This window comes from Burkholderia lata, assembly GCF_902499025.1.
GTDB lineage: Bacteria > Pseudomonadota > Gammaproteobacteria > Burkholderiales > Burkholderiaceae > Burkholderia > Burkholderia lata_C.
Genome location: NZ_CABVPW010000036.1, coordinates 66,015 through 87,580, shown reverse-complemented (window position 1 = coordinate 87,580; position 21,566 = coordinate 66,015). Strand labels below are relative to the sequence as shown.

The window sequence follows — 21,566 nt, the reverse complement described above, 5'->3', positions numbered from 1 at the left end:
AATAGATGTACTACGCTGTCTCAGGGTGGGTCAGATTTAGATGAAATCGGTGGGTTAAGACTCGGTGGAAATCAACAAAGCTGAGACTGACCGTGAGCGGTACGACTTCAAGGAAAAGATGGCTGCTGCGGTTAAACAACTCATCGAAGTGAAGTTTCTGACCGCCGGCGGCATCACGAAGAAGCAGGACGGCAGGGCTGGAACAGAGCGGGTCTGGGTGAAGCGTACCGGCTGGAAAGAAGCGTAAGCGAGCAAGCAGTGAAGAGACGGCCCCTTTCGAGGGGTCGTTTTTCATTTTGAGCCCGGAAAACCCGGACGCGCCTTTGCTCGGAATTTTTGCGCCTTTGCCCGGAATAAACGCGCTTTTGACCGGAAAAATCAGCCGGAGGCCTAAGACAAAACGCGCTTTTGACCGGAGAGAATTCTCGGAAACCCTTGTGAAATAAGGCTTTCCGGGCGTCCATTAAATATACTTCTCCTAGAGAAAACTTCACCTGTCCAAGCCTAAGCCTTCCCAGAACCCCTTGATGATAGAGCCTTGACAGAAGGAGCCTCACTCGAGAGGACTGTTTTTTTCCGAGGTAGACGGCTGCCTGAAAAGACAATGCCCTGGGAGGAAGACTGTAGCTGGGAAAAGACATGTGTTGGCCAGCGGTTGCTGTCGCAACCCGCTTTTGCTCAAGGAGGACTGCCTCCTGACCATTGGTCAGCAAAAGGGCGGCCCCAGCCGCCACCTTTGGCTGTCAATCGACAGCAAGGCTTTTTCATCAGGAGTGGGTTGCGCAGCAACCCGCTGGCGGGCAAGCCCGCGCAGCGGGCTCAAGTCTTTCTCCCCGAAAAGTCTTTCTCCGTATTTGTGGGTTTGTGTTTTATCGAATAAAGGCCAAAACATTCTTTCCCTATACATAGAGTAATCAAATGGATTACCGACAACAACTGGAGACTTGTAATGGCACGCAAACAAAATATTGAGCTTATTCCTGAAACGCCCGCATATGCGTTTTACCGCGATACAGCCCTTCCGTTATTCAACAAAATCGACCTTTTTCTTTTTTCGGTCACTTCTAGACAGCAAGACGGTAGTTTTACATATCTGAGCTCTGAACTGCCGCAAGTCGTTGAATGGCTCCGTCAACTGCAAGAGCTCGGTCATTCGCTAATTGAGCGCGCTATCGCTGCTGATGGCCAATATGACCCTGTCGGCCTTCTGCTTATCGACAAGCGCACTCGATTCTACATGTCTCGTTTGAAGCGCCTTGTACGCGGTACTGCTCGTTATTTCTACATCGACTGACCGCCCAGCCCCTTATTCAGGGGCTTTTTCACATTGAAATAGGTGGTGCCGGACACCTGATGACCCCCGGCATAGGAACACATTAAACGTAGCACCTCCAGGCCATTTCTGTTAGCGCAGCAGAGAAAAAGCGCGGCAACTGGAGATAGCAGTGAAACGCGCATACCTAACAACAAAGCGCCTCGATTTGGCCAATGAGGGCTACCTTGGCAGCCTTCCCATCGTTGAAGAAGACTGGTCGTTGGCAGAGCACGTCGCCCGTGCTCGTATGTGCGCCACTGGTCGACGTGGCAGACAAGTACCCCGGGACCCAGAAGCGCAGTACTGGCTAGAGCTGAAAGGCGCGATAGCAGAGGTAGTGGTCAACGGGTACATGTTCGACTTACTCGGCGCAGGACTCTATCGTGACGATGAGCTGGGCATCTCGCCCCTGGTGCACATCAAAAACGATGACAGCCCAGACCTAACTCTCGAAACGGCCACTTTCGACATTAAAGGCAGCTCTGCATTAATTCCGGGACGCAGCATTCGAAACGACAGGTATGTAACGATTAGCCAGTCCAAATTCCGCAGCTACACGTCAAAGAAATATTCAGGCCTCATTCTCGGAAAGTCCTACACCGAAGTTTTAGACGTTTTCCACTACAAAATCGCGAGCGTTGCCGACTGGGAAATTGGGCAGGCAATCAACAATCGCACGAGCGACTACTACAAAATCACAATACCCGATTTTGAGCCGCACGAAAAAGCCGCCTAACCCTGAACCCGCCGAGGCGGGTTTGTGCTTTTCTGTTTCAGCCCACTCCAGAGAGATTGCCCCCTTCGCTATACAAGGCAACTTGCTAACCACTGGAGAAACCGATGGAAACTGAAATTAACACTGAGCTGCCACCGCTCGCTATCCGACAAGTCGCGGATGCGCTGGTCAAACTCTATAGCACTGAAAACGACAGCCTCTTTTCAATCACTGTCCGAGACGAAACTGTCTCAGTTCTGTATAAAAAGACGCCGCCCGGCCGACTGCGTTATACCGTCTACAACGGCGACACCTCATTTTTCAATAAATTGTCGCCAGATGAATTCTATAACGTCGAACGCGCTGTATATGAGTGTCTGCGCGATGCTGATTATCGAGAAAAGCCGTTCTAATTAAAAAGCCCCTCAATCGAGGGGCTTGAGTTATTCTTCATTCGTCGGGTCTTCATCGTCCGACAATTCCGGCAGAACCAGATGCGAAGCATCGTGACCTTCTTTTTCCATTAACGCTTTAGTTTCAGCAGACAGCGGAGCAGCGCCTGCAAGCTCCAATATGAACTGCGAAAGCCTGTTCGTTGCATGCCGAAGCGGCGCAAACTCGCTTTGAATATATCGCAGGGTAATTTGCTGCCGCGTAATAACCCTTTTCTCTGCGTCAACACCCCATTTGTGAGTCATTAGCGCACCGATTTTCTTCAGTTCGTTTCCCATCACGATATTCGCAAACGAGCTGAACGACCGTCGCAAATCGTGCGGCGCAAGCCGATGCTCGAAACCTTCCGAGCACTTTTCGACTGTCCCACGCATAGACGACAAATACGGGAACTTGGTCCCTTCTGAACGTGCGGGGAAAATCCATTCAGAATCTCGCATCGGGTCATCGTACCTGGCCCGCAGAATATCGAGGACCGCATCGCTGAGCGGAACGACACCCTGGAATCCCTTCCAGCCCGGCTGGCCCTTCTGCACAAAATAGGCTCCAAGCTCAAAATCAAGCTGCGACCAGCGCATCATTCGCACGGCAGAGCTGCGGAATCCGGTCAACAGTGTCACAGTGGTCACGTGCCTACCGGGCTGGCGGATATTCTCCAATCGACCCCAGAAAGTGGGCAAATCCATCACCTTTACTGCGACCATTCTCGCCTCGGTCTTTTTAATAACGCGGCTTTTGGTGACTTTGGTTATCGGGTTAATGTCCAGCTCGTCACGCATAAACAGATAGTCATAAACTCCTGAAATAAAATTCTTTATTTGATTTGCGCGAGTCGGCGTAAATTTTTGCAACAAATCCGACCATTTACCGGCTTTCGTGTCGCGTAAAGGCCAATCTCCTGCCAGTGCTTTGATGTTGTTATATGAACGCGTATGGGTGGCCTTAGTCGCTGCAGCCAGTTCTTCAGAACCCTTTGTACGCCGGTTCTCAAGAAATTCCTCGAAAACATCATTCAGCGTGAGGTTCTTCCGTTTAAGGTCGGCTAGCTGATTTTTACTGAGCTTTGCGTTTTTCTTATCTTCTTTAAATCGTGCACGCGCCTGCACTAGGTTGAACACAGTCACTCCGTCTGCATCGTCTGACAGGTCAACCGGCAGCGGCTTGACCCTGACTTGCTTGCCGTCGGCGTCGCGAGGCCGGTAATGCCATACAGCTTTGAGAAGCGGTGACACGCGCAAGCCTAACCCCTTGTATTCGGAGTTGGCGTCACTGTAGTTGCCCGGTGTGTTGACCAACGTAGTCAAGATGCTGTTCTTGTCGAAGTTGCGCCGCTCTGCCTCCTTGCGCGTCTTCTTTTCAGTGGTCTCGTCAGTCGTCAGCGTGGAATCCATGTGCTTCCCGGGCTAGATGTGAGTCAAAATCCTTTGCCTCAATTTTGCCTCATTTTTTAGCCTTTTTGCCTTCTATTGAGACAAAATTCGACCTAGACGCAGGGGTAAACGTGAGCCAAAACAGAATAATACGTTTAAATTCAAATACTTGTATAAATATTTATTTTAACGCGAGGGCCTCAAAATCCCCCGCCGCAAGGCGTGCCGGTTCGATTCCGGCCCTGGGCACCATGACATAGTTCCGGGAAATTCCCGGAAGTCCCAAAACCCGCGACAGCACAAGGCTTCGCGGGTTTTTTCATTCCGGCAAAGTGCCGTGTGGTGCGTAGACAGCCGGGGGCAAGCGGGGGCAACATTGGGGGCAACCCATCCGAAATTGCCTTACCTGTCAGGAGTTGCCCCCGTGCCATTAACCGATACAGCCATCCGGAACGCCAAGCCTGCCGACAAGCCCGTGCGCCTGTTCGACGGAGGCGGCCTCTATCTGGAAATCGCCCCGAGCGGGGGCAAGTGGTGGCGCCTCAAATACCGGTTTGGGGGCAAGGAAAAACGCTACTCGCTCGGCGTCTACCCGGAAGTTACATTGGCGACCGCACGGAAGAAGCGCGACGAAGCCCGTGAAAAGCTCGCTGCCGGCATCGATCCGGGTGAAGCGAAGAAGGCAGAAAAAAGAGCCAGCCTGCTCGCGGCCGCCAATTCGTTTGAGGTTGTCGCTCGCGGCTGGATGGACGAGCGCAAGACGACTGTAGAGCCAGCGCAGCATGACAAGACGCTCGCCCGCATGGAGAACGATGTATTCCCATGGCTCGGCAAGCGCCCTATCGCTGAAATCGACGCCCCGGAGATACTGGTTGTACTGAAGCGCGTAGACGGGCGCGGAGCGAGATTTACCGCCCATCGCATCCGCAGCGAGATAAGCCGGGTATTCCGCTACGGCATCAAAGAGGGGCACTGCAAGACCGATCCAGCTCGTGATTTGGTAGATGCCATTCCGCCCGCCCAGACAACGCACTTTGCCTCGATCACCGAGCCCGAGAAAGTTGGCGAGATGCTTCGCGCGTTCGACGGCTTCACGGGTACATTCCCGGTTCTCTGCGCGCTCAGACTAGCCCCGATGCTGTTCGTCCGCCCCGGCGAATTACGCAAGGCGCAGTGGTCACAATTCGAGCTCGACAGGGGCGAGTGGCGCTATTTCGTCAACAAAACGAAAACGGATCACCTTGTTCCGCTGGCTACACAGGCGGTTGCGATTCTGCGCGAGCTTCACGCCCTGACTGGCGAAGGCGTCTACGTGTTCCCCGGTGCTCGCGACCGAAATCGGCCGATGAGCGAGGCCGCTATCAATGCAGCCCTTCGTCGGCTTGGCTACGACACCCGTACCGAGATTACCGGACACGGCTTCCGGGCAATGGCACGGACGATCCTGCATGAAGAGTTGGAGGAAAAGCCGGAAGTGATCGAGCACCAACTAGCGCATACCGTCCCTGACAGCCTTGGGCGGGCGTACAACCGAACAAAATTCATCAAGGCCCGACGTTCGATGATGCAACAGTGGGCGGACTACCTCGACAAGCTCAAAGCAGGGGCGGAAATCATTCCGATCGCGGCGGCAAGATAGATCCGTGCCGCCACGCGTATGACCCCCTTGCTGCGCACCTCCCACCGATTTCTCAGAGTTGGCATCGCACTGCCGGCTCCCTGCAATTTGGTATGAATATGACCCCCCTTGGCGGATCGGGGATAGAGAAAAGACGCGGGTGTGAGCCCCCGCGTCTTTGCCCTAGACGCAGGGTCCCCCGCTTTCCGGCCACCCCGACACTTGCAGCCGACGCAACAATACCCGAACGGGGCGCATCGCGGACACCCCCCTCAAAAACACGTTGTCAACACCCTTCGAATCCCGGAGAGCCACGCCCCGTCTGGATTTGCGATCGACACAGACGGTCAACTCCTGTCCGCTCAATGCAAAAAGAGTTGGAGAGTTGGAGATAAACGTCTGAATCGGCCGAAAAGCCTTGTGGGATAAGGCTCCGCGTGTCTCCAAACGATTTGGAGAACGCTGGAGATACTGGAGATAAACGAGCCCGGATTGTTGCATCCTCGGCAAGAGTCTCGGCAACCGCCCGCCCAGTTCCGTCTGGCACGTATCGTCCAAAGTGACTTTGACGCACGGGCAAAAAATGGCGCGCAAAGGGACGCCCGCCACCGCCCTCCCGGACGGCGGCGGCGTCTTTCACAGTTCGAGCGTGAAGATCGACGGCAGCACACGGTAGACCATGGCCGGGCCATGTCCCGGAATGTGCTCACGTCGGTACGGATAGCCGTCGGTGCGGGGCCTCAGCACACCGCGCTTTATCAGGGCGTTCGCGACCATCTTGTGATCGAAGCCGGCGCACACATCCTTACGGAACACGGTCGACTCGATCAGATATTCCGTCTCGACGCACTCCGCATCTTCGGCGCTCATCTTGTCGCCGAACTCCGCGTAATAGGCTTGATTCGACTCAATCGCGATGCTGCTCTTGTCCTGTTTCACGAGTCGTTTCCAGCCCGCTCGATGCGGCGCGTTCGGCCGATGGTCGTCCTGCGCCCGGTTCATCCACACGAAACGGTTGTCGCCGTGTGCGACGAGGAAGTGCAGCACCTGCCGCACGGCTTCCGCCTCGTCCGAGTTGCCCGTGCCGCCGCGCAGTTCGAGCCAGCCTTCGAAGCAGCGACGTGCAGCCTCGACCGCTTCGCCCTGCGGCCAGCCGGTCAGGCCGTGCGCCGTCGCCAGCTCGCCGGCCACCGCGACGAGGCAGAACCGCTTAGCCACGCGTGCAACCTGCGAATGCGAGCCGTCCGGCACCCATTGACCGACCAGCTCGTCGACGCGCATGCGCAGATGCTCGGCCAGCTCGCCGGCCTGAGACGACGCCCACTCGATGAACGCGGGGCCTGCCGTGCCGTAGTGCATGCCGGCGTGCCGTTCTAGATGCTCGATCAGCGCGGCCGGCGTCGGGAAGCCGTGCAGCTTCTCGACGACGCCCATTTCGCCGACCTCGGCCGGGATGGCGGGCAAACGCACCTCGATACCGCCTTTCATGGGCTTGTTGCCCTCGGCCATCAGCGCGGACACGCTCTTTTCGCCGTTCGACAGGAACAGCAGCCGCCACGTGAGAACCGGCTTTGCCGAACCGCTGCGCGACGCGCGGGCCTTGCCCGACTCGTTCGCGAGCATGTAAATCACATCGCCGACCAAACGCGGCTCGACCTGCCCGATTTCGTCGAGGATCAGCAGCGCGTCGCTATGCTGCGTGGCGACCGCTTCGAGCGCGTTGTCGGTCGCCTTCCAGCTCCGCACGTAGTCCGGCGAGCCGAACACGGACGCGGCGATGACGCCGCCCGTCGACTTGCCCTTGGACGTCGTGCCGAGCAAGTGGAAGCCGCCCGACTGAAGCCCGGAGAAGTGCAGCAACGGACCAGCGAAGGCGGTAGCGACGCAGAACAGCAGCCGGCTATTGCCGACGCAGTAGGCCGCGACCTCTCGTTGCCAATCGTCCAGCGTGCCGCGCTCCTTGAACTGGCTCTGGATCGGCGTATCGGCCTGATAGATCAACGCCTCTTTGCCGGTGCCGATGACGCGATCGGGCAGCACGAACGCGCCGTGATGCCAGCCGACGCGCGGCACGCAGCGCACGCGCTCGTCCGGCTGCGCCATCTGCACATAGTTCGCGATCTGCGTGCGGGCGATCTGCGTGACGCCGAGCTTCACGCCCATATCGAGCAGCATGCGGCGCAGCTCCGTACCGTCGCCGGCAAAGAGGCCGGCCGGCACCGCCCAACGTTTCAGGATGCCGTCGCGATCCGTGAATTCGAGCAGGTAGCCCCACTCGCTGTTCATCTCGTTCCGGGTCTCCGCGATTATGTCGATACGCGTGCTGACCCAATGCGGCGGCAGCGGATCACCTAGATTGTTGAAGCCGTGAAACCACACGCCCTTATCGTCGACGACGAACCGCGACTTACCGTCCTGCGCGTGGGCCGTTTTCGGACGCTTGTCGGGCTTCGCGGCGGCTGGAGCGGCCTTGGGCTTGCCCGCATCCGGCGAGCCAATCGGCGCGAGCGCAACGCGCACGGCGGCGGCCACCGCATCCGGACCGACGTGCGCAGCCAGGTCGTTGAAGTCGGTGCCGGCCGCCGGGCGGTTCGGGCCGAAGTCGGGCACGGCCACGATGCCGGCGACGGCCTCGGCCGCCGCGCGGGCCTTCGTCACGCCCGGATTGCCTTTCGTCGTGTGGTCGTCATCTGCACATACGACGATGCGGGCGTCCGGATACTGGCCGCGCAACGCCGTCGCCACGGCGCGCAGGTTGCCGGCGTCGAACGCGACGGCGGCCGGATAGCCCGTCGCGGCCGCGAGCGTCGCGCATGTCGCGTAACCCTCGCCGATCAGTACCGTCGACGGCGCGGAAGATAGCGGGCCTCCGATCAACGAGAAGCAGCCTGCCTTGCGGCCGTTCGGCAGATAGCGTTTCTGGCCGTCCGTCAGGACGAACTCCAGCGTCCACAGCTTGCCGTCCGCGTCACGGGCCGGGATGATCAGTGCGCCATCGCATGCGGCCGTGCCGATGCACAAGCCGCCGCGATAGACGCGCAGCGCGTCGACCGGGATGCGCTTGCGAACGAGGTAGGGATGATCGGCCGGGGCAGGCTCGGCCGCCGACCAGATCGATTCGGCGAGCGCCGACGCGGCTTGCTGTTTCTCGGTCAGCTCGGCCAGCTCGGCCGCTTCGCGGGCCGCACGCTCGGCTTTCTGTCGCTCGCGCTCCGCTGGATCAATCGGTTTGGCTCGATGCGCGCGCGGATCGAAGCCGCCTTGTTTGGCAAGGTGAAACAGCGTGTTGATGGTGATCTTGCCGCCCTTGAACGACTTCCACACATCGCGCGCGTCCTTGCCGTTGTAGTTCTGCGCGCCTTGGCTCCATTCGTTCCAGAGGGCGAAGCCCTCCTCGTCAAACTCGGCCTTGAGCGCCATCCCCACCTGACGCCACGTATCGCGGTCGTCGGGCGGGACATAGCCGAGCGCGACTCTCGCCCGCTCGAATTCGGACATGGGTGCGTTACTCATAGGTTCCCACTGGACGCGCGTCGGTCGGCTGCCGATTAGTAGTCCATATCGGGTAAGCAGCTACCCGACGCGCGAAGAATTGAATGATGCGGCGATGCCTATCGGCGGGGCGTCAGCCTGCCGCGCGAGGCACCGACAGAACCGCTCCGCCGGCCGTGACGTCGTTGCTGTAGACGTAGCGGCCGAGCCGCGACTCGCCGAGTGCGTCGTTGGCGGCCTCCAGCGCCGCGCCGATCGACGGCAGGGACGCACGGAACAGGCTCAGCACAAGCCAGTAGTCGTCATCGGACATGGCCTTGTCGGTCGCCCAATGCAGGCTGTCCAGCAGCTCCATCGCATCGCTGATCCGCGTACCGATGCGGGTGGGATCGGGGCGGTTCACCTCGGCCACGAAGTGCGACGCGAGCGGTTGCACGGCATTTTTGTTCGTCTTTGCCATGACCGCCCCTCAGTGCGTCGTGCGCGGTTCGCGCGTGACCAGACCGAGCGCCGCGAACAGATGCTGCTGCACGCGCCCCATCAGACCGGCCGCGAACGCTTGCCGGCTGATCGTCACGCGGTGCGCGTCGACGTCGCCCGCGTCCTGCATGGCCGCTTCCATCCCGCGCGCGAACGCAGCGGCTTGATGGGCCGCGTAATCGTGCAGCCGCACGTCGCCTTTCAGGTCGAGCCATGCATCGGCGCAGATCGCGCCAAGGTCGACGGCGAATTGCAGCTCGATCGGAGCTCCGGTATCGAGCGGCGGTGCGTTGTCGAATCCATTGATGACCGCGGTTCGGATGCGTTGATCAGTCATGGCACGCCTCCGGTTGCGCGGTACGGCGCATTTCGGCCGAATACCGGCTCGCGACGCTTTGCCCCATGTCGACGAGCGCGCGCTCGTAGGTGCCCTCCGCAAGATGCGAACGGACCGCATCGAACAGGGCTTCGAGCTGGGCGAACTGATGGGCCGCACACATGGCGATCATCGTGACTTCGTTCGGCAGGCGGTATTTAGACATGGCGCACCTCCAGAATCGATGCGAGGAGTTGCCCGACGTCGATCGTGCAATCCAGCTCCGCTTCGCCGCGAATCGGCGTGAGGTTCCAGTCATAGACGGCCGCGTGCGTGAAGTCGCCAGACCGGCGACCGCAGACGCTACGCCCCGAGACGGGACCGCCCAAGATCCGCACGCGCCAATCGTGATCGGGCGTCGGGCGAGCCGATGCCACCTCAACGAGCATGCCGATGCGTGCGCGAGCATCGCATTTCGTGACGATCGCCAGATCGCCAATCTTGCAGCGCAGCTCAGCCATGACGCACCTCCGCACGGACGAGCGCCGCGATTGCAGCCAGTGCCGCACCGGTCGCGTCGAGCGCGTCTTGATACGTGCTGGCGGTTGCCGCATCGCGCAGCGCTGCGCGGACGATGGATTGAATGAGGTGAGATTGCTGCCCGGTACGGGCGTGCGAGGGCTGGCGCATTGGGTGCGACCTCCTTTTGCTGGGTTCGGAACCCGGCCCCCGCTGTCAAACGGGGTGGCCGGGCACATGGCGGGGTTGACAGACCGGCGCAAAAGGGAACCGGCGTGCGCGAACGCACCCCCACCAAGGCCCGACCATAGAAGGCGCAAGGTGTACGGACGCAAAAAAACCGCACAGCGGCGGTTGTCCGCCTTTTGCAATTTCCGGCTGTCACCCCGGGCCGCTGTTGTCTCAGCGACGCGCACAGGATACCGCGCGATGCTGGACGACGCAAATCGCGGCGCCCCTCGCCGTGTATTGCCTAGTGCAAAGCGACTTTGGGCGAGCATCAGGCGGCCTCCCCCTTGAGCACGGCGGTCGCCAGCTTGAGCTGTTCGATATCCAGTCGTGAGCTGCCCTGCGCCAGTGATTGGCCGAGCGTGACGCCTCGCAGCAGGGCGCTAACTTGCAAACGGCGCGTCCCGTCCGTGCACTGCGCATCGATGTCGTTGTAAAGCGCACGATAGGCTTTCCGCAGCTGTCGATACTGTCGACGACGATAGTTCGCCGAATCCTGTTCAGCAGCGGCGATCGCCTGGACGAACTTCTCGCAGGCGGTGCCAAGTTGCTTTGTCGTCAGACGCGGCGCTTCGAGCGCGAGCGTCGAGGCGAGCATGACGGCGATCGCGACGAGCTTGCCGGCGTCGTCGCCACGATTCCAGAAGCAGCCCTCGATGTCATCGAGGATTCCTGCGAGCTTGCGGAGTCGGGCGTCGCGGCAACGCACGAACGCGGCGTCGCGGGCCGTGACGGCCGCACCCATCGCCCGACCATACGGGCCGCCGCGATCGATCATAAGGGACGGCGCGCTCATGCCTGCCCCCGTGTGGACTGACGGGATTCGAGCCATTGCTGGACGTCGGTCGCGCGCCAGCCGACGCTCCTGGCCCCTAACTGGACCGGCGCTGGAAACTTGCCTTCACGAATCCAGCGATACAGCGTTGTTTTCTTGACGCCGACACAATCCAGCACACCAATAAGTCGAAGAATCTTAAGAGCCATTTTCTGTTCAGAAATGGCCTGTTCCGCAAAAGAGAGGAAAGCGGCAGTAATAAACCGCGCCGCACTATCAAAGTACGGGCGCAATGAAGTTCGCGGGAGACGTACAAAGTAACTTTGCAAAGTTACTTTGCACGGCCGGCCGCGCGCGGTATCATTCCTCCTAACAAGAGCTATGCGTTTCCTAGGCGCGGTGGCTCTTGTGGTTCCTCCAATTATGGAACAGGCAGCCAAGCCAAAAAATCGCCGGTGGGATGTGTTGGTAGCACACCCCCGGCACCCTCTCGTCAGCTCGACGAAATATGCTCAACGATTGAGCATTCCCCGCCTTTTTCCCTTGCATCGCCCACAGATTCATAGAGCCGTGTTCGATTAGGTGCCAACAAGTACCGCAATTATATCGAAAGGTCTGCCCCCATAAAAGATTTGTCTCGGATTATCTAAGACCGCAATACATGGTGTCACTGTTCGGCCAAGGGGCTGCGCTTTTTGTCGTCCGCTGAGCCAGGACGTTGAGTGACGGCTTTCCTCAAAGCTCAGCGGCTGCAACGGATCGATCCGCGCCGGTCGTGCATCACAGGGCGGCGGTCAGCCGCGTTCGGCCATGAAGCGACGTTCGTTCTCCCACTTATCGAAACGTTCGAACGGTCGCTTTCCCTGGTAACCGACGTAAGTTCAGGCCGATAGATGTTGCATTATCCACGGTGTCGCGCCGCATCAATCGCCCGCTCCATTGCTGCGAAGATGTTTTCTTCAAAGCCGTCTGGAAGGGTGAGCACAAGCTGTAAGTGATGGGTTTCATCTTTAGAATTTTGCTTAATGACATTTTCAATAAATTCTGGAATCCTCCGCGCTTGTTCGAATAAATCGCTCGCGACACCACTGAGCAATCCGTGTACCTCGGTGAAAGGCTCGTCAACTCGCGAGAAGCGCACTTGCTCTTCCCACGCAAGAGTACTAGCGCATACCTCGGCGAAAAGTCGACATACCGTAACGATTTCAGTATCAGAACCAGCAACGCCTAAATCTCCCCATGCGTGAGTGAACTCCGAATTTGCCAACGCAGAGAATGCTGTGATGATTTGCATGATTGCGTGCATACGGTCAGATAGCCATGGAACGAATTCGGATGGATCAATGCGCATCACGGGCTTAACGTATAGCCCTCGCTGGAGAGCTGACCACCGTTGAAAAATGGGAGCCATCTCATAACGCAGCATTTCGACCGTCAGGCGAAATTCCCACGACTCTCCTTTTTCGAGAATAATTCGCTCAGCCAGATAGCTCAATCGCCCGAATTCTTCCAGATGCCGTTTCTCGTATCGCTGCCTAGCTTCAGCACCTGTTTTTCCCACCTGCTCCGCAATCCGACGCTCGTGCGCTCGCTGCCATTCAAAGAGAAGGCCAGCTGGGTACCTATTCGGATCGTCATCGACCATCTTATGACAATTGCCACACAGCCAGATCGCGTTCGTAATGGCACTACGTTCCGTCGACGTCATACACGGTTCGTAGCGAGCCGAACCAGGGTTGGCACCGTAGATGTGCGCAGCTTCACCTACGTTTACAGCATCATTCGGGTCGGCAGTGGGGCCACTCGTGATTGCCCCGCAGTCCGGATTAGAACAGCGATTCGCTGCTCGCTTTACTAGTATTGCGATTACCGGCTGTTTGAATCTATCCTCAATCGGCATTTACGCATCCCCTATGGTTATGTTGTTCGATCTAAGCCCGTTTTGGCCTATATTCTCGCAGCAATCCATTGACAACGAGGTATGGCAGATATGCATCGGCGGTGATCGTGAGCAGCTCACCTACATCCGAAAAGGCCAGCAATGTGCCGCATGGACGACCGTTTAATACCCCAAAGCTGGCGTGCAGTTGATGGCCAGTTCAACGACGGCTTGAATCCGCAGTCGATCTGCGCCGGTCGCGCGTCGCAGGGCGGTGGCCGGCCGCGTTCGGCCATAACGCGACTTCCGTTTATTGCATCGCCATGACATTCGGGTGGCAGTCCGACTTCACAAGCGGTCAATCGAACACCGAGAGTCCGCATCGTATCGTCCGCGTTCCAAAACTCTCGTTCATTTTCTCTATGGATCATGGGTAAGGTCAGAAATAGAACAAGGGGCACATGGCTCCTTGTTTTACTCAGTCCTAGCAGGCTCCCCAATGCTCTTTAACAATGCGTTGTATTGACCTGGATCGGCAGTGTAAATTTTATCCAATACAAAATTGGCCACCTTGGCGATCTCTGGAATCTCTACAGGCTTGAACCCTCTGTCCGGAATTGACTCAAGATGTGAGAATTCGTTATTAAGGCGGTTAACCAATGCGATTGCGGCTACGTCTTCATCGCCGAAGAACTTTTTGATGCGCTCAAATGCATCATTCTTGTCGTCGTGATACGGAAACTTAAAGAACAGAAATGCCTCCAAAAATTTTCGAAGATTGTTTCCAAATCCGTAAAATGGCTCATACTCCCCTTGAGCCACATGTTGATTTCTACACTTGTAAATTTGATGGAATAGGTAATTAAATTCGGTGATGTAGTCTTTTAAGTAGGACGGCATGAGTACAATATTGCTATTGGCGCCGTTACGCTCCACCATGAAATGTTCATTATCATCCATACTTCTTGGCCTTTCATCCCCCACTTGTATTTTCTTCTTGGGAATAGAAAGTCGCTTGAGATACTTCAAGAAGTCAAGGTTGTGGGTGGAGATGAAGAGCTGATGATATCGATAGCCGTTTGATTTGTCGGCATTTTTGATAGGCTTGGCAATCAGACTCTCGATGAGACTGAACATGAAGAAGATATGATTTCCATCCAAGCTGGAAATCGGGTCATCAATATAAATAATGAGATCTTTGCCCTTGTTATTAGACTCTTCCAGTTTGGCCATGAAGTAGCAGAATGCAATGAGACTGCATTCGCCTTCACTCAAGTTGAACGCCGACTTACCATCGCGCATGACCTCGAAGCGAACGGCACTCTTCTCGGTATTTTCCTTGGCTTCAAGTTTGATTCCGTCGTGGCCGAAGAAGTGATTGAGCAGGGCATTGACCCTCTCTGCCCCCTTGCGCTCGTCCTGCTGCTGCCCCTGCAGGCTCGTGATCTCGGATTCCAGCGCGGTGATCTCGTCTTGCGCGTAGCTGTGGGCGGTATTGGCGTTGTCCGCTTCGGTTTTCAGTTCCGTGATACGGATCTGCTCCATATCGTATTTGATGTCCGTAATGAACGACGCCACATCAGTAAGCCGTAATGCTTCGCGCGCAGATTCCTTATCTTTGTCTAGAGAACTACCTTTGCTGTTGCTCTTGGTGATTAAGGCATTGATATCGTCAACATACCCTTGAATTTCTGCAGAGTTGTGCATAAAGGGGGGCATTACAACCGGCTGGAAGGGGCTGTTTTTCCGGGTCTTTAGTGCGACTCGAAGTGATCCCAGATCTTGCCTGTAGATCCTCAGACACTCTTCCAGTAATTTCTTTTTTGTTTCAAACGAGACTTTCTCCTCTGCGTAGAACTTATCCCCCGTCAAAGTCACAAATCCTGGAATTCGATTAATCTCAGAATCAACCAAACTCACACACGCGTCGAGATCAGATTCAAGGTCAGAAGATTCTTGATTGAAGTGAGAGTCCAGCGCTTGCCAAATATCGTGCGGCAGACTTTGACGGCAAAAAGCACACGTGTCACGTTTTTCTTTGTGCAGAGGAATACCCTGTTTTACCCATAATTGAAGAGCACTATCATGAAGGAGTTCTTGTATAGCTTGGCTTGGTTTGATCTGCTTACCTAGCAGTTCGTTCGCCACGTTCGCGATTGTCTCGATCTTTAAGGTGATGGAAACCGACTCCGTAATATCGGGCAGGACTTCTTGTTTTGTCAGGTTGACTTTGGTAGCCTGCTCGTCTGTAGTCAGAGCGACGAAGCCTTCCTTTTTAACCAAGATGATGTCTTTCTTAATGTTATCAATGTTGTAGACAGCGGGGCCGTAAGTGCGATTCTGCTTGATCTTATCGTTGGCATGAGAACGTAATTTCCCCTCCAGAGAATCAAATGCGATCTTGTGATTATTCTTCGTTCTATCTCGCTCTTTGCGCTTCTCGTCCAATTCGTAGCGAAGACCGGCCTTTTCATCAACACTACCTAGCTTAAGTGAAATTGAAGCTATGGCATCTTCAATTTCTTTGTTCTTCTCGCCTACGATAGCGAACGTCTTTATTTCACCATCTTTCGTTTGATTGACCAGAAAATTGAGATTTTCACTAACGAAATCACGGTTGTAGACCCGAACATCGTAGGCGTGGGCGCCGATAGTAAGCTGGCTGACATCTCCCTTGTCGCCATGCACCGTAAACTCGGAGTTTGTGTAATTCGGTGGGAGGCACCCTGTTTCTAAAGCACGAAAGATTCGGGAAAGCGTTGTCTTCCCAGAATAGTTACGGCCATACAGAATGTTCAGCCGTTTGAATTCCTGCGGATTTTTTCCTCCGTCCCGGATACTCTTTTTCCAGTCCAAGCCGGAAAAGCTGCCGAATCTAGTTATGTCGATTCCGTTGATCATCCCGTATGCCCCTTTATATTGTTCGTCTTGTTATTTGGCAGTCTACGCCTGGGCGAGATGTTCTTCCAGTCGCGGTCGCAACGTATGTCGTGCTGACTTGTAGCTGTCGTTAGCGGATGGTCACGCTTACTTACAGCTAAGACCGACACCCCGTCGCTGCGATATCCCGCCGAGCGACCGCTGTACCGCGGAACTCGCCGTTTGGGCCGCGACCGGCTGACCAGCAGCATTGGGTCGGTTGTTGTCGTTCGAATAGTGGCACCTTCTGGTCTGTCCCAGCGACCGACCAGAAGACAATCGGCCTCCAATCAAATGCGCCTGTCCAAAACCGATCCCTTTCGGACAACCCCTTTCCACCCTGTCCAAAAATAAGGGTTGAAGTATTTTGGACAGGCGTCTATATTCGGACATCTATTTCGTACAGATTGAGTGCCCGATATGTCCCGAACCTTCGCTTATGCCCGCGTCAGCACGTCCGACCAGACCACCGCGAACCAGTTACGCGAGATCGAGGCGGCCGGCTTCTCCGTCGACAAGCGCCGCGTCGTATCGGAAAGCATCTCAGGGAGCGTGAGCGCCGATCAGCGGCCGGGCTTCGCAAAGTTACTTGACCGGATGGAAGAAGGCGATGTGCTGATCGTGACGAAGCTCGATCGGCTCGGCCGCAATGCAATGGACGTGCGGGCCACGGTCGAGGGTTTGGCCGAGCGCGGTATCCGGGTTCATTGTCTCGCCTTGGGCGGCGTCGATCTGACGAGTGCGGCCGGCCGGATGACGATGCAGGTGTTGAACGCGGTGGCCGAGTTCGAACGCGATCTGCTGATCGAACGAACGCATGCCGGCATCGCTCGCGCTAAAGCAGAAGGCAAGGCGATGGGACGGCCGTCCGCCCTGTCGGACCAACAGCGGGCGGAGGTGCTGCGCGAGCTGGACGCGGGGGCGAGCGTGGCCGCGCTCGCCCGACAATTCGGCACGAGCCGCCAGACAATCATGCGGGTACGCGACGCGGCGTAACGCCTCTCCTACCAAATTCACTTTTCACGGGCCGCAAGGCCCGTTTCTGTTTCTGCGCGCGGAGGAGTGGCGGCACGGGAGATTCTTTGCGCGCAGCGTCCCAGACGGCGGGGCAATTCCCGAGCTGGTCGACGTGGCTCGATGCATTCGACGCTTATCTCCAAACTTATCTCCAGAAAAATAGGTGTCTTGGAGATACACTTGGAGATGACCAAAGCCCCGCCAGATAAGGCAGACAAGCCGAGTTGAGCCGTTATCTCCAACTCTCCAGAAAATTTCGCGTCTGGCGAGGCAAGAATGGACCTTGATCTCTTCGTATAGTGGCTGCGCCGGCAGCGCGGGGGCAACTCCGGGGGCAACTCCACAACGCCCTCCAAGCAATCCCCTTACAATACGGGCCTCACAACGAATAATTTCATTCCGGCCCTGGCACCAGCATTCTCGCAGCGTGATGCGCTGCACCTCTCGAAACCCGCGCAAGCTCGCCGCTTCGCGGGTTTTTTGTTTTTGCCGTAGTGCGCACCGCAACGCGCCCCCCGCGCAGCAGTCCAAGCATCATGAGGATGCGCGACACGGAGGCACGCCATGTCCATGCGCACGATTTCATCCCTGCTCTGCCGCCGCGCGCTCGCCGTGGCGCTGTCGCTCATGCTGGCAGGATGCGACGTCCTGACCGCGCCGCCGGTACCTGACTGGCCCGGCCCGCACGCGCCCTACCCGTTCCCGGACAGCATTCCGCATCGCACCGAATGAACGGACGGAGCGACCGCCCCGTCGGCACGTCGACCCCAGCTCAGGCTCAGGCCATCAACGCCCGCACGAAGTCGAGAAACACGCGCAACTTCGCGGAAACGAGATTGGACGCGTGGTGATACGCGTACAGCGGAAACGTCTCGTCCGCCCACTCCGGCAGCAGCAGCACCAGCCGCCCGTCGGCGAGGATGTCGCGCGCATAGAGTTCCAGCAGCTGCGCGATCCCCGCGCCGCCCAGGCACGCGCCGAGCAGCATGCCCGTATCGTTGACCATCAGCCGGCCGGCGGCATCGAACGGCACCACCTCCTTGCCGCGATGGAATTCCCATTCGAACGGCCGCCCCGTCACCGGATCGCGGATCAGCACGCAGCGATGCCCGCTCGCGAGATCCCGCGGGTGCTGCGGTTCGCCATGACGCGCGACATACGCTGCCGACGCGCAGGTGAGCACACGCGTTTCCAGCAGCAACCGCGCACGGTATGACGACGGCTCCGGAATGCCGAACCGCACCGCCACGTCGAACCCGTCGGCGACGAGGTCGCCCATCCGGTCGCGCACGCTGATCTCGACGGACAGGTCGGGAAAGCGCTCGAGAAACTCCGCCATCTTCGGCGCCAGCACGTAGTGGCCGAAGGTCGCGTCGACGTTGACGCGCAGCCGCCCCCTGACACGCGCCTTCGACTGGCCGGCGTCGAGCGCCGCGTCCTCGATGCCGGCCAGCAGCGGCGCGACCGCTTCATAGAAGCGCCGCCCTTCGTCGGTCAGCGTGATCGCGCGCGCCGTGCGGTTGAAGATCCGGATGCCGACGCGCTCTTCCAGCCGGGCGACGGCACGGCTCACCGCCGGCTGCGTCAATCCCATCGCCTCGCCGGCGCGCGCAAAAGTGCCGGCCTCGATCACCGCCGAGAGCACGCCGATCCCGCTCAAAAGCCTGCTGTCGAATGCCATGAGACATACTTTCAGTCATTCTTGATCTGATCATTATTCATTATTTTTATTGATCGAGGAAGCCTACATTAGTCCTGTCGCCGGATCGCACGGCACTCACGAACCAAGGAGCAGGACATGAGCACATCGGAACAGGTCGCCCTCGTCACGGGCTCGTCGCGCGGCATCGGCGCGGAAATCGCCCGCCGTCTCGCCCGCGACGGTTTCAGGGTCGTCGTGAACTATGCCGGCGGCGCCGGCCCGGCCCGGGAAGTGGTCGACTCGATCGTCGCCGACGGCGGCGCGGCCGTCGCGGTACAGGCGGACGTTGCCGATCCGGCGGCGGTGGCCGCGTTGTTCGACGCAGCCGAGCAGGCATTCGGCCGGATCGACGTGGTCGTCAACAGCGCGGGCGTGATGAAGCTCGCGCCCCTTGCCGAATTCGACGACGCAGCGTTCGACCAGACCGTCGCGATCAACCTGAAGGGGGCATTCAACGTCAGTCGCGAGGCGGCGAAGCGCGTGCGCGACGGCGGCCGCATCGTCAACCTGACGTCGAGCGTGATCGGCATGCGCCTGCCGACCTACGGCGTGTACATCGCGACCAAGGCGGCCGTCGAGGGCATGAGCCAGGTGCTCGCGCAGGAGATGCGCGGCCGCGGCATCAGCGTGAACGCCGTCGCGCCGGGGCCGGTCGCGACCGAGCTGTTCCTGCACGGCAAGAGCGCCGAACTCGTCGACCGGATGGCGAAGATGAACCCGCTGGAGCGCCTCGGCCAGCCCGCGGACATCGCGAGCGTCGTTGCATTCCTCGCCGGCCCCGACGGCGCGTGGGTCAACGGCCAGGTCCTGCGTGCCAACGGCGGCATGTGCTGACCGGCCGCCTGCCACGCCCCCCTCTTACCGGAGATCGATCATGAAGGAAGTCATTCTCGTCACGGGTGCGTCCAGCGGCTTCGGCCTGCTGACGGCCCAGGCGCTCGCCCGCGCCGGTCATACCGTCTACGCATCGATGCGCGAAAGCGCCGGTCGCAACGCGCCGCGCGTCGCCGCCATCGCCGCCTACGCGCAGGAGCACGGCGTCGACCTGCGCACCGTCGAGCTCGACGTCGGCGACGACACGTCAGTCGGTGCCGCCGTCGATCGCGTGATCGCGGACAACGGCCGCCTCGACGTCGTCGTCCACAATGCCGGCCACATGGTGTTCGGCCCGGCCGAAGCGTTCACGCCCGAGCAGATCGCGCAGCTCTACGACGTCAACGTCGTGTCGACCCAGCGCGTCAACCGCGCGGCGCTGCCGCACCTGCGCCGCCAGGGCCGCGGTCTGCTCGTCTGGGTGTCGTCGTCGTCCGCGCGCGGCGGTACGCCGCCGTTCCTCGCCCCCTACTTCGCCGCGAAGGCCGCGATGGATTCGCTTGCGGTGTCCTATGCGGCCGAACTGACCCGCTGGGGGATCGAGACGTCGATCGTCGTTCCGGGCGCCTTCACGCAGGGCACCAATCACTTCGCTCATGCCGGCAAGCCGGCCGACGCGATCGTTCAGGCCGCCTACGACGACGGCCCCTACGCCGGCGTCGCCGAGCAGGCGCTCAAGGGCCTCGCCGCGCTCGAACCGGCGGACGCCGATGCCGGCACCGTCGCGACGGCGATTGCCGACATCGTCGCCGCACCCGCCGGCAAGCGCCCGTACCGCGTGTTCGTCGATCCGTCGCAGGACGGCGCGGAGGAAGTGTTCCGCGTCGGCGATCGCATCCGCCGCGAGATGTTCAGGAACATCGGCCTCGCCGACCTGCTCGCGGCCCGTGTCGGCGGCTGATCGACCGTGCGCCGGCCGCGCCGGCGCGCATCAGCCTGCCTCGCAGAACCCGAGGATCGCGTCGGCGACCGTCGCCGGCGCCTCGCGCTGCGGAAAGTGGCCGACGCCGTCCAGCACCTGCCGCGCATAGCGCCCCGCAAAGAACCGCTCGCGCCCGGCCGAACCATCCGGATGATTGCAGGTGTCCGCGCCGCCGTGCAGCACGAGCGTCGGCAGCGCCAGCACCGGCGCGGGATTCAGCCGCGCATCGTCGTCGGCATAGGCCGGCGTGCCCGCTGCGAATCCCCAACGATGCCGGTACGAATGCAGCACGACGTCGATCCAGTCGGGCCCGTCGAACGCAGCCGCCGCCGCGTCGAAATCGCTGTCGCGATACCAGCCCGGCGGCGACCACGTGTCCCACATCAAGCGCGCAAACGCGCGGCGATCGTCGCGGAGGGCCCGCTCCCCGCGCGGTGTCGCCATGAACCAGTGATACCAGTAGTTGCGCGCCTGCTGCAGCGACAACGGCTGTCCCGGATCGTTGGTGCCGTACCCGACCGACAGCATCACGAGATGCGATGCGGCGCCGTCGCGCAACCCGCACGCGTTCGCGGCCGCCCGCGCACCCCAGTCGTGCCCGACCAGCACGGGCCGCTCGATGCCGAGCACATCGACGAAGTCGAGCAGGTCACGCCCGAGCGCCGCAAGCTGGCCGCTGCGCGGCACGGATGCATCGCGAAATCGCGTCGGTGCGAAACCGCGCAGCGCGGGCGCGAGCACGCGGTAGCCGCGTGCGGCGAGCGCCGCCGCCACGGGCTCCCAGCCAACCGGGCTGTCCGGCCAGCCGTGCAGCAGCACGGCCACGCGCTCGCCGCGCGGGTTCCATTCGAGATAGGCAATGTCGAGCGACGCGGTCGTCGCATGCGCATAGGTCGTCATCGTGCACTCCGTTGGGTCGATCCGAGTGCACGATGGTAGGCCGGCATTTCATCACGATTCACGGAGTATCATT

The 21,566-nt window shown here is 59.1% G+C and carries 22 protein-coding genes; 9 read left to right on the top strand and 13 right to left on the bottom strand.

Annotated features, from left to right (window positions below):
* Window positions 1–64 precede the first annotated feature (64 nt).
* From BDI24065_RS30560 to BDI24065_RS30545, 4 genes are all read left to right on the top strand, one after another.
* Window positions 65–247: a hypothetical protein gene (locus BDI24065_RS30560; RefSeq protein WP_175034362.1), complete on the top strand. Its 183-nt coding sequence runs from the start codon at window positions 65–67 to the stop codon at window positions 245–247.
* Between the two features lie 702 nt (window positions 248–949).
* Complete coding sequence (locus BDI24065_RS30555; RefSeq protein WP_175034361.1) at window positions 950–1,294, top strand: hypothetical protein; 345 nt, start codon at window positions 950–952, stop codon at window positions 1,292–1,294.
* 151 nt (window positions 1,295–1,445) lie between these two features.
* Window positions 1,446–2,051, top strand: coding sequence for a hypothetical protein (locus tag BDI24065_RS30550; RefSeq protein WP_175034360.1), 606 nt, complete (start codon window positions 1,446–1,448; stop codon window positions 2,049–2,051).
* A 104-nt stretch (window positions 2,052–2,155) separates the two neighbouring features.
* Window positions 2,156–2,443 carry a hypothetical protein gene (locus BDI24065_RS30545; RefSeq protein WP_175034359.1) on the top strand — a complete coding sequence of 96 codons (288 nt, stop codon included), beginning with the start codon at window positions 2,156–2,158 and terminating at the stop codon, window positions 2,441–2,443.
* 30 nt (window positions 2,444–2,473) lie between these two features.
* Here the strand turns inward: BDI24065_RS30545 and BDI24065_RS30540 are convergent, their stop codons facing one another.
* On the bottom strand, window positions 2,474–3,874 hold the full coding sequence (locus BDI24065_RS30540; RefSeq protein ID WP_175034358.1) for a tyrosine-type recombinase/integrase: 1,401 nt from the start codon (window positions 3,872–3,874) through the stop codon (window positions 2,474–2,476).
* 403 nt (window positions 3,875–4,277) lie between these two features.
* On the opposite strand from BDI24065_RS30540, the gene BDI24065_RS30535 reads away from it, so the two are divergent.
* Window positions 4,278–5,492 (top strand): tyrosine-type recombinase/integrase, encoded by a 1,215-nt coding sequence (locus BDI24065_RS30535; protein WP_175034357.1) that lies wholly within the window; start codon window positions 4,278–4,280, stop codon window positions 5,490–5,492.
* A 615-nt stretch (window positions 5,493–6,107) separates the two neighbouring features.
* On the opposite strand, the gene BDI24065_RS30530 is transcribed toward BDI24065_RS30535, so the two are convergent.
* The 10 genes from BDI24065_RS30530 to BDI24065_RS30485 all read right to left on the bottom strand — a co-directional run bounded on the left by BDI24065_RS30530 (window position 6,108) and on the right by BDI24065_RS30485 (window position 16,061).
* Entirely contained in the window at window positions 6,108–8,969 is a 2,862-nt protein-coding gene (locus tag BDI24065_RS30530) for a DUF927 domain-containing protein (protein WP_174916379.1), read from the bottom strand.
* 127 nt (window positions 8,970–9,096) lie between these two features.
* On the bottom strand, window positions 9,097–9,423 hold the full coding sequence (locus tag BDI24065_RS30525; RefSeq protein ID WP_175034356.1) for a hypothetical protein: 327 nt from the start codon (window positions 9,421–9,423) through the stop codon (window positions 9,097–9,099).
* 9 nt (window positions 9,424–9,432) lie between these two features.
* The gene (locus tag BDI24065_RS30520) at window positions 9,433–9,780 is read right to left on the bottom strand and encodes a hypothetical protein (protein WP_014722320.1); all 348 of its coding nucleotides are present in this window, start codon (window positions 9,778–9,780) and stop codon (window positions 9,433–9,435) included.
* Entirely contained in the window at window positions 9,773–9,985 is a 213-nt protein-coding gene (locus tag BDI24065_RS30515; protein WP_025404682.1) for a hypothetical protein, read from the bottom strand. Before BDI24065_RS30515 ends, BDI24065_RS30520 begins: the two co-directional genes overlap by 8 nt.
* The gene (locus BDI24065_RS30510; RefSeq protein ID WP_174916377.1) at window positions 9,978–10,280 is read right to left on the bottom strand and encodes a hypothetical protein; all 303 of its coding nucleotides are present in this window, start codon (window positions 10,278–10,280) and stop codon (window positions 9,978–9,980) included. Before BDI24065_RS30510 ends, BDI24065_RS30515 begins: the two co-directional genes overlap by 8 nt.
* Complete coding sequence (locus tag BDI24065_RS30505; protein WP_009964272.1) at window positions 10,273–10,449, bottom strand: hypothetical protein; 177 nt, start codon at window positions 10,447–10,449, stop codon at window positions 10,273–10,275. The genes BDI24065_RS30510 and BDI24065_RS30505 overlap by 8 nt, the downstream gene beginning before the upstream one ends.
* A gap of 328 nt (window positions 10,450–10,777) precedes the next feature.
* The gene (locus BDI24065_RS30500; RefSeq protein WP_175034355.1) at window positions 10,778–11,302 is read right to left on the bottom strand and encodes a hypothetical protein; all 525 of its coding nucleotides are present in this window, start codon (window positions 11,300–11,302) and stop codon (window positions 10,778–10,780) included.
* Window positions 11,299–11,574, bottom strand: coding sequence for a helix-turn-helix transcriptional regulator (locus BDI24065_RS30495; protein ID WP_254609882.1), 276 nt, complete (start codon window positions 11,572–11,574; stop codon window positions 11,299–11,301). The genes BDI24065_RS30500 and BDI24065_RS30495 overlap by 4 nt, the downstream gene beginning before the upstream one ends.
* A 608-nt stretch (window positions 11,575–12,182) precedes the next feature.
* Window positions 12,183–12,989, bottom strand: a complete 807-nt coding sequence (locus BDI24065_RS30490; protein WP_254599291.1) for an HNH endonuclease — start codon at window positions 12,987–12,989, stop codon at window positions 12,183–12,185.
* A gap of 645 nt (window positions 12,990–13,634) precedes the next feature.
* On the bottom strand, window positions 13,635–16,061 hold the full coding sequence (locus BDI24065_RS30485; protein WP_175034354.1) for an AAA family ATPase: 2,427 nt from the start codon (window positions 16,059–16,061) through the stop codon (window positions 13,635–13,637).
* Window positions 16,062–16,499: 438 nt separating this feature from the next.
* On the opposite strand from BDI24065_RS30485, the gene BDI24065_RS30480 reads away from it, so the two are divergent.
* Window positions 16,500–17,075 carry a recombinase family protein gene (locus BDI24065_RS30480; protein ID WP_013699112.1) on the top strand — a complete coding sequence of 192 codons (576 nt, stop codon included), beginning with the start codon at window positions 16,500–16,502 and terminating at the stop codon, window positions 17,073–17,075.
* Window positions 17,076–17,660: 585 nt separating this feature from the next.
* Complete coding sequence (locus BDI24065_RS30475) at window positions 17,661–17,828, top strand: hypothetical protein (RefSeq protein ID WP_175034353.1); 168 nt, start codon at window positions 17,661–17,663, stop codon at window positions 17,826–17,828.
* Window positions 17,829–17,874: 46 nt separating this feature from the next.
* Here BDI24065_RS30475 and BDI24065_RS30470 read toward each other — a convergent pair whose 3' ends face one another.
* Complete coding sequence (locus BDI24065_RS30470) at window positions 17,875–18,777, bottom strand: LysR family transcriptional regulator (protein ID WP_175034352.1); 903 nt, start codon at window positions 18,775–18,777, stop codon at window positions 17,875–17,877.
* A gap of 117 nt (window positions 18,778–18,894) precedes the next feature.
* Here BDI24065_RS30470 and BDI24065_RS30465 point away from each other — a divergent pair, with 117 nt between their 5' ends.
* Together BDI24065_RS30465 and BDI24065_RS30460 are read left to right on the top strand one after the other, a co-directional pair.
* Window positions 18,895–19,632, top strand: a complete 738-nt coding sequence (locus BDI24065_RS30465) for an SDR family oxidoreductase (protein ID WP_175034351.1) — start codon at window positions 18,895–18,897, stop codon at window positions 19,630–19,632.
* A 40-nt stretch (window positions 19,633–19,672) separates the two neighbouring features.
* Window positions 19,673–20,572 carry an SDR family oxidoreductase gene (locus BDI24065_RS30460; RefSeq protein ID WP_175034350.1) on the top strand — a complete coding sequence of 300 codons (900 nt, stop codon included), beginning with the start codon at window positions 19,673–19,675 and terminating at the stop codon, window positions 20,570–20,572.
* A gap of 30 nt (window positions 20,573–20,602) precedes the next feature.
* On the opposite strand, the gene BDI24065_RS30455 is transcribed toward BDI24065_RS30460, so the two are convergent.
* The gene (locus BDI24065_RS30455) at window positions 20,603–21,493 is read right to left on the bottom strand and encodes an alpha/beta fold hydrolase (protein ID WP_175034349.1); all 891 of its coding nucleotides are present in this window, start codon (window positions 21,491–21,493) and stop codon (window positions 20,603–20,605) included.
* Window positions 21,494–21,566 lie beyond the last annotated feature (73 nt).

What these genes read in the sequence shown, in the direction of transcription:
- BDI24065_RS30460 (WP_175034350.1), top strand. Translation starts at nt 19,673, where the DNA reads ATGAAGGAAGTCATTCTCGTCACGGGTGCGTCCAGCGGCTTCGGCCTG.
- BDI24065_RS30485 (WP_175034354.1), bottom strand. Translation starts at nt 16,061, where the DNA reads ATGATCAACGGAATCGACATAACTAGATTCGGCAGCTTTTCCGGCTTG.
- BDI24065_RS30455 (WP_175034349.1), bottom strand. Translation starts at nt 21,493, where the DNA reads ATGACGACCTATGCGCATGCGACGACCGCGTCGCTCGACATTGCCTAT.
- BDI24065_RS30520 (WP_014722320.1), bottom strand. Translation starts at nt 9,780, where the DNA reads ATGACTGATCAACGCATCCGAACCGCGGTCATCAATGGATTCGACAAC.
- BDI24065_RS30515 (WP_025404682.1), bottom strand. Translation starts at nt 9,985, where the DNA reads ATGTCTAAATACCGCCTGCCGAACGAAGTCACGATGATCGCCATGTGT.
- BDI24065_RS30490 (WP_254599291.1), bottom strand. Translation starts at nt 12,989, where the DNA reads ATGACGTCGACGGAACGTAGTGCCATTACGAACGCGATCTGGCTGTGT.
- BDI24065_RS30505 (WP_009964272.1), bottom strand. Translation starts at nt 10,449, where the DNA reads ATGCGCCAGCCCTCGCACGCCCGTACCGGGCAGCAATCTCACCTCATT.
- BDI24065_RS30500 (WP_175034355.1), bottom strand. Translation starts at nt 11,302, where the DNA reads ATGAGCGCGCCGTCCCTTATGATCGATCGCGGCGGCCCGTATGGTCGG.
- BDI24065_RS30540 (WP_175034358.1), bottom strand. Translation starts at nt 3,874, where the DNA reads ATGGATTCCACGCTGACGACTGACGAGACCACTGAAAAGAAGACGCGC.
- BDI24065_RS30475 (WP_175034353.1), top strand. Translation starts at nt 17,661, where the DNA reads ATGTCCATGCGCACGATTTCATCCCTGCTCTGCCGCCGCGCGCTCGCC.
- BDI24065_RS30510 (WP_174916377.1), bottom strand. Translation starts at nt 10,280, where the DNA reads ATGGCTGAGCTGCGCTGCAAGATTGGCGATCTGGCGATCGTCACGAAA.
- BDI24065_RS30465 (WP_175034351.1), top strand. Translation starts at nt 18,895, where the DNA reads ATGAGCACATCGGAACAGGTCGCCCTCGTCACGGGCTCGTCGCGCGGC.
- BDI24065_RS30470 (WP_175034352.1), bottom strand. Translation starts at nt 18,777, where the DNA reads ATGGCATTCGACAGCAGGCTTTTGAGCGGGATCGGCGTGCTCTCGGCG.
- BDI24065_RS30545 (WP_175034359.1), top strand. Translation starts at nt 2,156, where the DNA reads ATGGAAACTGAAATTAACACTGAGCTGCCACCGCTCGCTATCCGACAA.
- BDI24065_RS30555 (WP_175034361.1), top strand. Translation starts at nt 950, where the DNA reads ATGGCACGCAAACAAAATATTGAGCTTATTCCTGAAACGCCCGCATAT.
- BDI24065_RS30525 (WP_175034356.1), bottom strand. Translation starts at nt 9,423, where the DNA reads ATGGCAAAGACGAACAAAAATGCCGTGCAACCGCTCGCGTCGCACTTC.
- BDI24065_RS30530 (WP_174916379.1), bottom strand. Translation starts at nt 8,969, where the DNA reads ATGTCCGAATTCGAGCGGGCGAGAGTCGCGCTCGGCTATGTCCCGCCC.
- BDI24065_RS30480 (WP_013699112.1), top strand. Translation starts at nt 16,500, where the DNA reads ATGTCCCGAACCTTCGCTTATGCCCGCGTCAGCACGTCCGACCAGACC.